11 protein-coding genes and 2 pseudogenes are annotated in these 13,621 nt (G+C 40.2%); 9 read left to right on the top strand and 4 right to left on the bottom strand.

Annotation, left to right across the window (positions count from 1 at the left end; genetic code table 11):
* The first annotated feature begins 213 nt into the window (after positions 1 to 213).
* The 6 genes and pseudogenes from rimP to rbfA all read left to right on the top strand — a co-directional run bounded on the left by rimP (position 214) and on the right by rbfA (position 6,250).
* A complete protein-coding gene (rimP, locus tag GN303_RS08275; protein ID WP_370552740.1) occupies positions 214 to 678 on the top strand; it encodes a ribosome maturation factor RimP in 465 nt (154 codons plus the stop codon).
* A 61-nt stretch (positions 679 to 739) separates the two neighbouring features.
* Positions 740 to 2,269: a transcription termination factor NusA gene (nusA, locus tag GN303_RS08270; RefSeq protein WP_110439110.1), complete on the top strand. Its 1,530-nt coding sequence runs from the start codon at positions 740 to 742 to the stop codon at positions 2,267 to 2,269.
* 92 nt (positions 2,270 to 2,361) lie between these two features.
* The gene (locus tag GN303_RS08265; RefSeq protein ID WP_110439109.1) at positions 2,362 to 2,946 is read left to right on the top strand and encodes an RNA-binding protein; all 585 of its coding nucleotides are present in this window, start codon (positions 2,362 to 2,364) and stop codon (positions 2,944 to 2,946) included.
* 59 nt (positions 2,947 to 3,005) lie between these two features.
* Positions 3,006 to 3,671 (top strand): annotated as a pseudogene (locus GN303_RS08950) (translation initiation factor IF-2 associated domain-containing protein); the annotation flags it as partial.
* Between the two features lie 174 nt (positions 3,672 to 3,845).
* A pseudogene (gene infB / locus GN303_RS08260) lies at positions 3,846 to 5,822 on the top strand (translation initiation factor IF-2); the annotation flags it as partial.
* A complete protein-coding gene (gene rbfA / locus GN303_RS08255) occupies positions 5,822 to 6,250 on the top strand; it encodes a 30S ribosome-binding factor RbfA (protein WP_110439107.1) in 429 nt (142 codons plus the stop codon). The pseudogene infB and the gene rbfA, both read left to right, overlap by 1 nt.
* 5 nt (positions 6,251 to 6,255) lie before the next feature.
* On the opposite strand, the gene GN303_RS08250 is transcribed toward rbfA, so the two are convergent.
* From GN303_RS08250 to GN303_RS08235, 4 genes are read right to left on the bottom strand one after another with little or no spacing between them, the layout of a single operon-like run.
* The gene (locus GN303_RS08250; protein WP_110439106.1) at positions 6,256 to 6,849 is read right to left on the bottom strand and encodes a PqiC family protein; all 594 of its coding nucleotides are present in this window, start codon (positions 6,847 to 6,849) and stop codon (positions 6,256 to 6,258) included.
* On the bottom strand, positions 6,846 to 7,796 hold the full coding sequence (locus tag GN303_RS08245) for an MlaD family protein (protein ID WP_110439105.1): 951 nt from the start codon (positions 7,794 to 7,796) through the stop codon (positions 6,846 to 6,848). Before GN303_RS08245 ends, GN303_RS08250 begins: the two co-directional genes overlap by 4 nt.
* Positions 7,793 to 8,584 carry an ABC transporter ATP-binding protein gene (locus tag GN303_RS08240; protein ID WP_110439104.1) on the bottom strand — a complete coding sequence of 264 codons (792 nt, stop codon included), beginning with the start codon at positions 8,582 to 8,584 and terminating at the stop codon, positions 7,793 to 7,795. The genes GN303_RS08245 and GN303_RS08240 overlap by 4 nt, the downstream gene beginning before the upstream one ends.
* A 3-nt stretch (positions 8,585 to 8,587) precedes the next feature.
* On the bottom strand, positions 8,588 to 9,727 hold the full coding sequence (locus tag GN303_RS08235; protein ID WP_110439103.1) for an MlaE family ABC transporter permease: 1,140 nt from the start codon (positions 9,725 to 9,727) through the stop codon (positions 8,588 to 8,590).
* 219 nt (positions 9,728 to 9,946) lie between these two features.
* Here GN303_RS08235 and truB point away from each other — a divergent pair, with 219 nt between their 5' ends.
* The 3 genes from truB to pnp all read left to right on the top strand — a co-directional run bounded on the left by truB (position 9,947) and on the right by pnp (position 13,569).
* Entirely contained in the window at positions 9,947 to 10,873 is a 927-nt protein-coding gene (gene truB, locus GN303_RS08230) for a tRNA pseudouridine(55) synthase TruB (protein ID WP_110439102.1), read from the top strand.
* A 19-nt stretch (positions 10,874 to 10,892) separates the two neighbouring features.
* Positions 10,893 to 11,162, top strand: a complete 270-nt coding sequence (gene rpsO, locus GN303_RS08225) for a 30S ribosomal protein S15 (RefSeq protein ID WP_110439101.1) — start codon at positions 10,893 to 10,895, stop codon at positions 11,160 to 11,162.
* Positions 11,163 to 11,400: 238 nt separating this feature from the next.
* Positions 11,401 to 13,569: a polyribonucleotide nucleotidyltransferase gene (gene pnp, locus GN303_RS08220; RefSeq protein WP_110439100.1), complete on the top strand. Its 2,169-nt coding sequence runs from the start codon at positions 11,401 to 11,403 to the stop codon at positions 13,567 to 13,569.
* Positions 13,570 to 13,621: the final 52 nt, after the last annotated feature.

Genomic DNA, 13,621 nt, shown 5'->3' with positions numbered 1-13,621 from the left:
CATAACGTGTCATTATCATGGAATTATAAATATTTGGATTTGTTACTTGTAAAGCATTTATAAGATTGTTAAATTAATACAAAATTGTCTTCCGTTTGATGTGGGGGGTGGCCTTAGTCGGCCGCCTTTTTTATTTTGGAATCCGTAGAAAATATTTCTGATTTACGTATTGAACAACGTGTTATCGCTTTGGTTGAACCTATTTTGATTGATATGGGATATGAGTTGGTTAGAGTGGCTTTGTTGGGCAAACAAGCTTTGACCTTACAGATTATGGTGGATCGGGCTGATGGTAGTCTGATTAATGTTGAGGATTGTGAACAGATCAGTCATGCTGTAAGTGCTGTAATGGATGTTCATGATCCTATGGAAGGTGCCTGGACATTGGAGGTTTCCTCCGCCGGAATCGATCGTCCCTTGGTGCGTGTAAAAGATTGGAACCGTTTTGCGGGTCATCTTGCCAAAGTGGAAATGATGATTCCAATTGAAGGCAGAAGACGCTTTTCCGGGATTGCCTTGGGAGCGGATGAACAGAATGCGCGTATGCGTTTAGATACAGGTTCTGAAGTTGAATTACCTTTGTCAGAAATACGCAAGGCTAAATTGGTGCTGACTGATTCTTTAATTGATGCATGCAGTCATATGGTCAATGTTTTATCTGGGTCGGAAACCGAATAAAGCATAAGTGAAAATAAAATCAAAACCGGTTTAATCCGGTACAATAGATTGTGAGGTTAAAATGGATACGTCTGTTGCTCGTCCTGAATTGTTATTGGTTGCTGATGCTGTTGCTCGTGAAAAAGCCATTAGCCGGGAAGAGATTCTCGAAGCGATGGAACAGGCCATTCAAAAGGCTGGACGCGCTAAATATGGTCATGAAAAAGACATTCGTGCGATAATTGATCGTAAGACGGGAGAGGTGCGCCTTTCCCGATGGACAGAAGTCGTGGAGGAAGTTGAAAATGAGGCTTCACAAATTCCATATAAAATTGCGCTCAAGATACAGCCTGATATTAAGGTTGGTGAATATCTTATTGATCCATTGCCACCCATAGATTTTGGCCGTATCGCTGCACAGACTGCAAAGCAGGTTATCGTGCAACGTGTTCGTGAATGTGAACGGAATCGTCAATATGAGGATTTCAAGGATCGTATTGGTGAAATTGTGAATGGAACAGTGAAACGAACTGAATATGGTAATCTGTTGGTGGAAATTGGTAGTGTCGAAGCTTTGTTAAGGCGTGATGAATTGATTCCAAGAGAAAACTTTCGGAATTCAGAGCGTGTAAGAGCCTATATTTGTGATGTCCGTAAGGAGCCACGTGGTCCACAGATCTTTTTATCTAGGACGCACCCCGCATTTTTGGCGAAATTGTTTGCACAGGAAGTGCCTGAAATCTATGATGGTATTATCGAGATTAAGGCAGTCGCCAGAGACCCGGGTTCCCGAGCGAAAATGGCTGTTATTTCAAAAGACAGTACCATTGATCCTGTTGGTGCTTGTGTTGGGGTTAGGGGATCCCGCGTACAAGCTGTAGTACAGGAATTGCAAGGGGAAAAAATTGATATCATTCCTTGGAGCGGTCAGGCGGCCACCTTTGTCGTGAATGCCTTGGCACCAGCGGAAGTTACAAAAGTTGTCATGGATGAGGAAGCTGGGCGTGTGGAGGTTGTGGTTCCAGATGATCAATTGAGTTTAGCTATTGGACGTCGTGGACAAAATGTTCGTTTGGCCAGTCAATTGACACGATGGGACATTGATATTCTGACCGAAACAGAAGAATCAGATCGTAGACAAGAAGAATTCCGTCGCAGATCCGCTATTTTTGCCGAAGAGCTGGATGTTGATGATGTGATTGCCGGCCTGTTGGTTACAGAAGGTTTTCATACTATTGAGGAGCTTGCTTTCGCCGATCCTCAGGAATTGGCTGAAATTGAAGGTTTTGATGCAAATATCGCGCAAGAGCTTGTCCAGAGGGCAGAAGAATGTTTGGAAAAACAACATCGTTCTCTGGATGAGAAAAGGCAGGCTCTTGGGGTTTCGGATGAGCTTGTGGAACTTGATTGCTTTACACCACAAATGTTGATCTTATTGGGTGAAAAAGGGGTGAAAACGCTTGATGATTTAGCTGACCTTGCCAGTGATGAATTGATCGAGATTCTTGGTGCAGATGCAATTGATGAAGAAACAGCCAATGCAATTATTATGCAGGCCAGAGAACATTGGTTTGAAGAAGAGGGAAGCGAGGAAAGTCAAAATAAAGAATAAAATTTGATAATGATATTTAAATGATTAGGCTTCATGAGAGGCCTAATCATTTTGATTTATTATTTTCTTTTAATTTTGAATAGTTTACGCTAATGAATAAAAGGCCTGATAGCTTGGCGAATCGTCAACGTTTTTGTGTGGTTACAAGGGAAAGAGATGATCCTGAAAATTTAATTCGTTTTGTTTTGTCGCCAGATGGATATATTGTTCCAGATTTGACAGAACGGCTTCCTGGAAGAGGGATGTGGTTGAAAGCCGATAAAAATATCATACATAAGGCGATAGAAATGCGTTCGTTCTCACGTGCAATGCAATGTCAGGTTACGGTTCCGGAAAATTTGGTGTCAATAATTAGGGATGGTTTGCGGAATAAAATTAAGGATACATTTGGTTTTGCAAGACGTGCTGGACAGATTACGTACGGTTTTGTAAAAGTAAGAGAAAAGATTTCTCAGAATATTGCTGGATTGATTATACAGGCTATAGATGGTAGTGAAGAAGAAAAAAAGCGTATATTATCAGGAACGGGTCTTTTACCTGTCATGGCAGTTTTTACGGCAAAAGAATTGGGAATGATTTTTGGTCGAGAATATATAGTTCATGCAGCAATTTACAGGGGGCCGTTTGTAAAACAAATTCTTTTTGATAATAAACGGTTATCAGGAATAATAAATTAGGGTATAAATCGATGGAATAAGTCAACCCATCGAAAATGGATTTAAGAACAGGCAGGTATATGAGCGAAGGCAACGATCAAGAACAAGGACAGGGTAAAAAACGTTTATCTTTACGTTCATCAGTAAAAAGGGACGTGGGGCAGACTGTCGATGCCGGATCTATTAGGCAAAGTTTTAGCCATGGACGCAGCAAGGTTGTCCAGGTTGAAGTGCGTAAAAAGCGTAGTGCGCCTGGCAGTAAGGAAAAACAGGTTAATAGTGTCCGTAAACCTGCGGCAAAAAAAGCATCTGCTGGTTCGAGTAAACGCTCCTTGACAGCTGCAGAATTAGCCATCAGACAGCGTGTTCTGGAAGAACAAAAGCTTGAACAGCAGCGTAAAAATCTTGAACGTCAAGAACAGGAAAAAATATCTATTCTTTCAGAAGCGGAGAGATTACGTAAAAAACAGGAAGAAGAGAAAGTTCTAGCCAAGGCACAGGCAGAGGCTGAAAAGGCTGCGCAGGAAGAAGGCAAAGAAACTGTTGAGCAGGAAAAAATTGCTGTATCTGAGATAGAAGAATCTAAAAAAACTATAAAATCTAAAAAAACGAAAACTGCATCTGAACCTCCATTACGTCGGGTCAAGGTTTCCAAGGTTCCTATTCCTGGTGAAATTACCTTGGCACCAGAGCCTGTTCCTGTGGAACCTTTGGCAAAAAGAGCTATTTTGCCTGAAAAACCTGTGGTGAGTGAGTCTGTTAAGAATGGAGAATCCGTTTCTGGTAAAACCTCAGTAAAAAATTCAAGTGAATCTGTTCTCAATGTCAAAACATCTGAAAAAGACGGAAAAATAAATAAGAAATCTGTTGAATCTTCACGCAGGATTAATGTTCAGGATGATATGGATTCTGATGAAGGGGAAGGTCGTCGTGGTTCATCCCGTCGTGGAAGCGGTGTAAATCGTAAAAGCAGTAGTCGAGGCAAGGGGGATGGTCGACGTTCTGGTAAAATAGATATTCAGGCAGCGATTGAGGGCGAGGATGATAATAAAGTTCGTTCGTTGGCTTCGGTACGTCGTCAAAGAGAACGTGAACGCCGTCAAGCAGAGTTGGAGAAATTACGTACGGATCAGGTAAAGGTTGTTCGTGATGTCACTCTTCCAGAAACAATTACCGTACAAGAACTTGCCAATCGTATGGCGGCACGCCAAGGAGTCGTTATTAAAGCCCTGATGAAAATGGGTGTGATGGCAACAGTTAATCAGTCATTGGATGCAGACACGGCCGAATTGATTATTGAGGAATTTGGTCATCGTGTGCATAGGGTTGCCGATAGTGATGTTGAACTTGGTATTGAAGGTGTAGAGGATAAGGATGAGGATAAATTGCCCCGTCCACCTGTTGTAGCGGTGATGGGACATGTTGATCATGGTAAAACCTCTTTGCTGGATGCTCTGCGGACAACGGATATTGCGCATAAGGAGGCTGGTGGGATTACCCAGCATATTGGCGCCTATCAGGTTAGAATGCAGTCAGGTGCTAAAATCACCTTTTTAGATACGCCTGGTCATGAGGCATTCACGGCGATGCGTTCCAGGGGAGCGTCAGTGACGGATATCGTTGTTCTTGTTGTTGCTGCGGATGATGGGGTCATGCCTCAGACAATTGAGGCAATTAAACATGCTAAAGCTGCAAATGTTCCAATTATTGTTGCCATTAATAAATGTGATTTGCCTGGGGCCAATCCTGACCGTGTAAGACAGGAGCTTTTGAATCATGAAATCGTCGTTGAGAAAATGGGCGGTGATACTCAGGATGTTGAAGTTTCGGCTAAAAAACATATCGGCTTGGACAAACTGGAAGAAGCAATCATTTTGCTGGCTGAATTGTTGGAATTAAAAGCAAACCCGAATAGAGTGGCAGAGGGTGCTGTTATTGAAAGTCGTTTGGACAAGGGACGTGGACCTGTTGCGACTTTATTGGTTCAGAAAGGAACTTTGAATAAAGGAGATGTTATTGTCGCTGGTTCTGAATGGGGTCGTGTTCGTGCGATGCTGGATGATAAAAGCAAGAATATGAAAAAAGCTGGACCTTCCACACCCGTAGAGCTTTTGGGTTTAACGGGTGTACCTCGTGCTGGTGAGCCTTTTGTTGTTGTGGATAGTGAAAGTAAAGCTCGTGAAATTTCTGAATTTAGGCAACGTAAGGCTCGTGAAAAACAGGCAGCGGTTAGAATGGCTGCACGTGGAACCTTGGATCAGATGCTTGCGCGTATTCAAGCAAATGAGCAAAAAGAAATTGCTGTCTTAATCAAGGCTGATGTTCAGGGATCTGCTGAGGCTATTCAGGCAACAGTTCAGAAACTTGAACATGAGGAAATTAAAGTTCGCGTTTTATCCGCAACAGTTGGTCAGATTACGGAAAGTGATGTTCAACTTGCCAAAGCATCACAGGCTATCATTATCGCCTTTAATGTAAGGGCAACAACGCAGGCTAGAGAACTTGCACAGCATGAAGGTGTTGATATTCATTATTATTCAATTATTTATCAGGTGGTTGATGATATTGAACAGATTATTAAAGGACGTATTGCACCAAAACAGCGTGAGAAATTCTTGGGTTATGCAGAAATTCGTAAAGTCTTTACCATCAGTAAAACTGGTAAGGTTGCAGGATGTTACGTAACACAGGGTGTGGTTCGTCGAGGTTGCGGTGTTCGGTTGTTGCGTGACAATGTTGTTATTCATCAGGGTAATTTAAGCCAGCTTAAACGTTTCAAGGATGATGTCAAAGAAGTGGCACATGATTATGAATGTGGACTTTCTTTTGCAGGATACAATGACTTGCGAGAGGGAGACGTTGTTGAATGTTATGAAATTGAAACAGTACAGGCTTGATGGATAAATTTATAGTAACTGGGAAGGATTTTTTGAAAAAGGATTCAAAAAAAGGCCCTTCTCAACGGCAATTGCGCGTTGCTGAAGAAATCAGGCATATTTTGGCAGATTTATTTATCCGGATCGAATTTCGTGTGCCTGAACTTCAGGGACAGAAATTTACAGTAACGGAAGTGCGCATGACGCCTGATTTGCGTCATGCAATTGTATATATTTCTCACTTAGGGAAAAGTGATGTAGGGGATTTTTTACCTGCGTTAAAACGAGTTGCACCTTATTTGAGAAACCAGCTGTCACAAAAAATTAGACTTAAATTTTTACCTGATTTGAGATTTCAGCCTGATACAACTTTGGACTATGCAGCTAAGATTGATGCAGTGCTGAATAGTCCGGAAGTTTTGAGAGACCTTGAAAAAGAAAATCAATAATCAAGTTAGTACAAAGGATTTTTATTGATTTGATTAACCAGTTGGATTAATAGAGCCTCTTCTATTTTGATTACATCACTGTCAGAAGCAATGGAACCCGATGCAAAAAAGGTTCCTTTTTGTTTGTTGATGGGTAGATGTTCATTTCTGGGAATAATGGACCAATCAGCTTCCAAGATTGCTGAGCCATTTTGATTCCCCAGATTTTGTACATCCAAGTGGCTGATATTGATCAGGATCTGACTTGTTGGCATACCAACCTGTCTTTGATTGGTTATGAATAGAGTTGGATTTTTTACGGATAGCAAATGTGTAACATAATCGGTTATGGCAACGGATAAAACGCTACTCATTCTTCCGTTGACACTATGATGAAGACTGCTGTTTTCTCGGGTAACAATATCGGTTGTGTCAAGGTAATCCGGTATTGTGATCGGTGTAATGATAATAGTGGGGGAGATTTCAGAATATTGTGTAATTTTGTTTGTCGACTGATTTATAATATTTTCATTGAAAGTGTAATATTTAAGAGGGGGAGCACTGCATCCCCCGAGAATAAATAAGGTACTTAATGAGGATAAAGCGATGAATTTATTCATTGTTTTCGACCAATCAGTAATAATTTAGGATTACGTTCTATTTCCCGCGAAAATCCTCGAAGTGAAGTGGAAGCATCAGCAAGGTTCTTTAGGATAATTTCAAGATTGTTTCGTGAAGGTGAACGGGATGAGGTAAGCGTTTTCACATTATCAATCATTTCTGATGCTGATGACACGGCTTTGTTTGAATTGTTTAATAGAATGTGAAGCTCTTTTCCGCGTGAACGAAGTTGGACATCTCCATCAACAAGCAATTTATTAAAGTTCTTCAATAAACCATCTATGTTTTTGTTGATATGAGTCACCAGAATATTTGTACTATCTGATGTTTTCTTGACGCTATTAATAAGATCAGGGGTTTGCTTGTTTAAAGTTTCGGCAAGTTGTCCTATTTTTTGCGCAGTGTTATTTAGGTTTCTGGAAAGTTGTTCAAGTTGTAGATTCATTAATTCGGATTTGATTTTTTGAAACGTAGAGGGACGGGAAGGTATTTCTGTAAGATTTTTTGCAATCACAGGATGAAAGTGAGGGGCATTCTGTAAATCAAAATCAAGGAAAATATTGGACGTACCGGTAACAAAACTTTCTGTACTAATTTCTGCACAAAGTCCATTTTCTATCATTTTTTCCAATAGTTTTTTAAAATTATTATATTTATATCCTATGCGGATTTTTCTGGGATCAATATTGATTACTACAGGGATATAGGCTTTGTGACTGCCTTGATCGAATTGGAGATTAATGGAATCAACGGTTCCTACCTGTACTCCTCTGAACGTAACAGGCGCTCCAATGGATAATCCTGATATTGAGCTTGGAAAAACGATTATGGCATGCTCTTTTTTTGAAAAAAGATTAAAATTACTGAAAAAAATAACAGCACAAAGAGCAAGAATTATTCCTCCTAATACAAAAGCCCCGATTGTGGTTTGTTTATTAATGGTCATCTTTGTTTTTCTTTCTCTTCTGCATTTTCATAACGTTGTCTATGCATAAAATCGTAAACCAATTGACAGGATGGATGATCGTGCATTTCTTGTGGTGAACCATGGGCAAGAGGTGTCTTTGATTCCGCGTCAAGGAATATACCATCATCTGCAATTGTAAATAAACTTGATAATTCGTGACTGACTATGATGATTGTGGTTCCCAATCCATTTCGTAAGGTGAGAATTAAATCATCAAGTCTCTTAGAAGTGATGGGATCAAGTCCGGCTGAGGGTTCATCAAAAAATAGGATTTCTGGATCAAGGGCAAGAGCTCTAGCCAAGCCACACCGTTTTCTCATTCCTCCGCTTAATTCAGAGGGATACAGGTTAATGGCATATTCCATTCCAACCAGCCCCAGTTTTAATTCTACCAATCGGTGAATCATTTCTGGAGAAAGGTTGGTAAAAAGTTGCAATGGAAGCGCAACATTTTCACCTACTGTCATAGAGCTCCATAGAGCAGCATTTTGAAACAAAATACCAAAATTATGCGCGATTTTTATGCGATGTTTTCTCGAAACTTTCCAGTAATTTTCATTCTTGACAAGATAATCACCCGCTATTGGTTCTAAAAGCCCTATCATGGATTTAAGAAGTGTACTTTTTCCACATCCACTACCACCCATTAGGGCAAAAATACTGCCTTGCTTAACGTCAAAATTAATGTTTTTCTGGATAACCTTTGTACCGTAACCAATGGTGAGATTTTTAACGGATAGAAGTATATTGCTGGATTGGTTACTCATTATTTATATTCCAATCATATCAGCAATAACGGCAAATATGGCATCAATAGCGATCACCCCTACAATGCCAGTAACCACAGCTTTGGTTGCAGCCAAGCCGACATCAACCGCACTTCGTCCTGATTTTAACCCGATGTAACAGCTGCTTACCCCTATAAATATTGCAAATGAAATGGTTTTGAGACCACCAAACACAAATTGGTTGAAAGCAACCGCTCCGAAACTTTGTTGTAAAAATCCTATGATTGAAACTTTTAACATGAAAATGGAAACAATCAATCCGCCAAGAATTCCCATAAAACAGCCATAAAGATATAAAATCGGCATGGTGATTACAAGTGAGAGCATTGATGGAAGAATAAGATATTCCATAATGGAAACACCCATGACTTTTAACGCATCGATTTCCTCATTGCCCTGCATTGTTGAAATACGGGCTGCATAGGCCCCACCTGTTCGGCCTGAAATAACAATAGCACTCATGACGGCAGCCATTTCCCGAACAGTTGCAATGCTGACCAAATTTGCCACATAAGCGTCAGCTGCAAACCTGCGTAATTGTACTGCACCGACAAAACCAAGAATTGCCCCGACTAGAAAATTAACAACACTGATGATTAAGAGGGCAGACGGACCAGCGTTCTGGACATCAGAAATCAAATCCACAATTCGCATGTAAGAACGGCCGGTGAGGGATTTTAAAATACCAATAATAACTTCCTTAAGCATCTGGACAGTTATGCCAAGATTGGTCAGTCCGTTGATAGTCCATTCACCAATCATATATAAGGGACGAAAGGGAGATGAATGTTTAACAGGTGCCTCATCTTTGCTTTCATGCAAGAGGGAAAGAAGTTCTTGTGCGGAAGCAGGCAGATCCTTGTCAGAGAATTTTATGGAATGTTTGGTGGCCTGACATTTGATATCCCAAAGAAAGACAATCAATCCACTATCCCAGTTTTTAAGATTTCTAGCATCAAAATAAAGCGTTTGATGAGCAGGGATCCTTTCTAGATTTTTTGGAGAAAATCGGGGAATGTTATTGTTTTTTGCTAACCATTGCCCACTTAAGGAAATAACATAATGATTTTCTTGCTGCTCTAGTTTCCACTGAGGCTGCTGATCTGAATTTATATCGCTCATGCTTTGTCTGAATAATGTTGAATAATTTTATTTCATAAAATTATACTAAAAAGGTAAATATATAAAACATTATATACTTATATGAAATGTAGGTGAATTTATTATCATTTTAATTTTTTATATAATATGGTTTTTTTTGTAAAAAGTAACTATGTAAAAAAGAGAAGTATTGGTAATATAAAAGTTACTTTTCAGAGAATTAGGATTTTTGATTGATTGATGCATACAAAACGTAAACAGAAGTTGGATGGATGGCTTCTTGTTGATAAACCATTAAATGTGACATCTGCTTACGTTGTAAATAGGGTGAAATATGCTTTTAATGCCTGTAAGGTAGGGCATAGTGGTACCTTGGATCCATTGGCGACAGGGTTGTTACCCATCGCTTTTGGCCAGGCAACCAAAACAATCCCTTACATTATGGATAAGACAAAAGTTTATCATTTTGAACTTACTTTTGGAGAATCTCGTACAACGGATGATGCTGAAGGTGAGGTTCTTGACCATTCAGAGTTCAGACCGGGTGATGAACAAATCAATAAGGCTTTACAGTCCTTTCAAGGAGAAATATATCAGGTACCTCCTATTTACTCAGCGGTAAAGGTGCAAGGTAGACGTTCTTATGACTTAGCACGTCAAGGGGAAAAACCTCAACTAAAAGAACGGTTGGCACGTATTGATTCTTTTCGAATGATAGAACGGATTGATAAAGATCGTGCAAAGTTTGAAGTTGTTTCTGGTAAAGGCGTTTATATGCGTTCTTTAGCCAGGGATTTGGCGGTTGCCTGTAATACAGTTGGTTATGTTTCTGAATTACGCCGCCTTCGCGTGGGTCCATTTGATATTGCAAATGCTTTTTTACTGGACAAACTCGTTGAAAATGGCAAAAAAGGAATTGTTTCTTTAGATATGCTTCTTCCCGTTCAAACTGCGCTGGACGACATCCCGGCTCTAGCTATGACTGAAGAGGAGGCTGAATCCCTGAATTTTGGCAAATCTATTGATCTGACCGAGATACGGAATCGTTTTGCACTGGATGTGAATTCATATGATGGCATTGTTCGTGCAATGAAAAAGGAGCATTTTATAGGATTGTGCCATTTAAACAATAAATGGCTGCGTCCTGTTCGTATTTTTAATATTTAAATTGATGAAAGGATATACGATGTCGATTACACCGGATCGTCGTACCCAGCTAATTAAAGAATACCAAACCAAAGAAAATGATACAGGGTCTCCTGAGGTTCAGATTGCTTTGTTAACAGAAAGAATTAATAATTTAACTGAACATATGAAAGAACACGCCAAGGATTTTCATTCCCGGCGTGGGTTATTGAAATTGGTTGGTCAACGTCGTCGTTTGCTGGCTTACATCAGTCGGGTTAATAAAAGCCGTTATGAAAACCTGATCAAGCGTTTAGGTTTGCGTCGTTAAAAAATAAAGACTGGTTTATCTATTAAACCAGTCTTTATTTTATAAATTAAGAATATTGAGTATATTATAATCAAAACAGGAAAGTTTTTTGAAATCCAGTCTTTACAGCGTTTCAGGCCACATGGTGTGAAAATAACAAAATATAAATGCTCCATGCCGTCCGAAACGCTGTTATTTACAGCATTGAATGTAATGATGGTTAAAAAATTTTCTTGCGTATAACTTCATAGGATAAAAAATGTTTAAATATTATCGTAAGGAAATTGAATGGGGGGGACGTCCTCTTATTCTGGAAACAGGTAAAATAGCGCGTCAGGCAGATGGTGCAGTGATGGCCACTTATGGCGGGACTACAGTATTATGTACAGCTGTTGGAAATAAGAAAGCCAATCCAGATCAGGATTTCTTTCCATTAACTGTGCATTATCAGGAAAAGGCTTTTGCAGTTGGAAAAATTCCTGGCGGTTTTTTCAAACGTGAGGGGCGTGCTTCTGAAATCGAGACATTGATCTCTCGACTTATTGATCGGCCTATTCGTCCATTATTTCCTGATAATTTTTGTAATGAAGTGCAGGTTATAGCGACTGTTTTAAGTCATGATATGGAAAATGATCCTGCCATTGTTGCCATGATTGGCTGTTCTGCAGCGCTGACCCTGTCCGGTATTCCTTTCTTTGGACCTATTGCGGGTTGCCGGGTTGGATATATTGATAATGAATATGTTCTAAATCCGGTTTTGGCGGAAATGGATCAAACCAAATTGGATTTGGTTGTGGCGGGTACTTCCGAAGGGGTTCTGATGGTTGAATCCGAAGCCCAGGAATTAAGTGAAGAAGTAATGTTGGGGGCTGTTAATTTTGGTCACGAGGCCTGTCAGCCTGTTATTGATGCAATTATCGCTTTGGCCGAGCATGCTGCCCGTCAACCTTGGGAATTGTCTGAACCTACTGCAGAAGAGAAGAAATTAAAAACTCGTATTGACAAGATTGGACGCAAACCTTTGGCGGAAGCCTATAAGGAAAAGGAAAAGCAAAAACGTTACACTTTACTGGATGCGGCACGTACCAAAATTATTGATAAGCTTGTTGAGGAAGAATTTGATACAGCCAAGGCGGGTTCCTTGATTGATAAATTGGAAGCCGATATTGTTCGTAATTCAGTGTTAAAGACAGGATTGCGGATTGACGGACGTGATTTAACCACGATTCGACCCATTATTAGTGAGGTTGGTGTTTTACCTAGAACACACGGATCTGCTCTTTTTACCCGGGGTGAAACGCAAGCTCTGGTTGTGACAACTTTAGGTACAACTCAAGATGAACAGGTTGTGGATGCGTTAGAAGGGGAATATCGTTCTAATTTCATGTTGCATTATAATTTTCCTCCTTATTCTGTGGGGGAATGTGGACGGTTGGGTTCACCTGGGCGTCGTGAAATTGGTCATGGAAAACTGGCATGGAGAGCTATTCATCCTCTGTTGCCAAGCAAGGAAAAATTTCCATATACCATGCGTGTAGTTTCTGAAATTACGGAAAGTAACGGTTCGTCCTCTATGGCTACGGTTTGTGGAACCTCTTTATCCCTGATGGATGCAGGTGTGCCACTGGAACGTCCTGTAGCGGGAATTGCCATGGGATTGATCAAGGAGAAAAAGGGTGTTGCTGTATTGAGTGATATCCTTGGTGACGAAGATCATCTGGGAGATATGGATTTTAAAGTTGCTGGTACTGAAGTTGGTGTCACCGCTTTACAAATGGATATTAAAATTACATCCATTACACCAGCAATTATGGAACAGGCCTTGGAACAGGCTCGTGAAGGAAGAATTCATATTTTGGGTGAAATGGCAAAAGCCTTGACAGAAAGCCGTAATGACATTGCAGAGAATGCACCACATGTAATCATTATGAATGTGCCCAAGGAAAAGATCAGGGATATTATTGGATCTGGCGGTAAAACAATTCGTGAAATTGTTGAATATGCAGGTTGTAAAATTGATATTGATGATGATGGTACAATACAAATTGCTGTTACATCGAATGAACAGGCGGAAAAAGCCAAGGAGCGTATCACTGCAATCATTGCTGAACCAGAAGTTGGCCGCATTTATACAGGAAAAGTTGTAAAGGTTGCCGATTTCGGAGCATTTGTCAATTTTATGGGGGCTCGTGACGGGCTGGTTCATATTTCTGAATTATCAGCCGGGCGTGTCGGTCGTACAAGTGACGTTGTCAAAATGGGGGATACTGTCAAGGTAAAGGTTGTAGGTTTTGATGATCGAGGAAAAATCAAGCTTTCCATGCGTGAGGTAGATCAGGAAACAGGTGTTGACATCAGTGAGGTCGTTGGAGTCAAAAACAGCTCGTCATCTCGTAATCGCAATGATAACCAGTCCAAACGCTCATAGGTTTTTATGTGTATCATTTTTTCAATAAAAAGATGATTCTTGATTTTTTTAT

The organism is Commensalibacter melissae (assembly GCF_009734185.1).
Classification (GTDB): domain Bacteria; phylum Pseudomonadota; class Alphaproteobacteria; order Acetobacterales; family Acetobacteraceae; genus Commensalibacter; species Commensalibacter melissae.
The sequence above is the reverse complement of the archived record's forward strand: the minus strand, read 5'-3'. Positions and strand labels throughout refer to the sequence as shown.

What these genes read in the sequence shown, in the direction of transcription:
- rpsO (WP_110439101.1), top strand. Translation starts at nt 10,893, where the DNA reads ATGTCGATTACACCGGATCGTCGTACCCAGCTAATTAAAGAATACCAA.
- rimP (WP_370552740.1), top strand. Translation starts at nt 214, where the DNA reads ATGGGATATGAGTTGGTTAGAGTGGCTTTGTTGGGCAAACAAGCTTTG.
- GN303_RS08245 (WP_110439105.1), bottom strand. Translation starts at nt 7,796, where the DNA reads ATGACCATTAATAAACAAACCACAATCGGGGCTTTTGTATTAGGAGGA.
- GN303_RS08240 (WP_110439104.1), bottom strand. Translation starts at nt 8,584, where the DNA reads ATGAGTAACCAATCCAGCAATATACTTCTATCCGTTAAAAATCTCACC.
- truB (WP_110439102.1), top strand. Translation starts at nt 9,947, where the DNA reads ATGCATACAAAACGTAAACAGAAGTTGGATGGATGGCTTCTTGTTGAT.
- GN303_RS08250 (WP_110439106.1), bottom strand. Translation starts at nt 6,849, where the DNA reads ATGAATAAATTCATCGCTTTATCCTCATTAAGTACCTTATTTATTCTC.
- pnp (WP_110439100.1), top strand. Translation starts at nt 11,401, where the DNA reads ATGTTTAAATATTATCGTAAGGAAATTGAATGGGGGGGACGTCCTCTT.
- nusA (WP_110439110.1), top strand. Translation starts at nt 740, where the DNA reads ATGGATACGTCTGTTGCTCGTCCTGAATTGTTATTGGTTGCTGATGCT.
- GN303_RS08235 (WP_110439103.1), bottom strand. Translation starts at nt 9,727, where the DNA reads ATGAGCGATATAAATTCAGATCAGCAGCCTCAGTGGAAACTAGAGCAG.
- rbfA (WP_110439107.1), top strand. Translation starts at nt 5,822, where the DNA reads ATGGATAAATTTATAGTAACTGGGAAGGATTTTTTGAAAAAGGATTCA.
- GN303_RS08265 (WP_110439109.1), top strand. Translation starts at nt 2,362, where the DNA reads ATGAATAAAAGGCCTGATAGCTTGGCGAATCGTCAACGTTTTTGTGTG.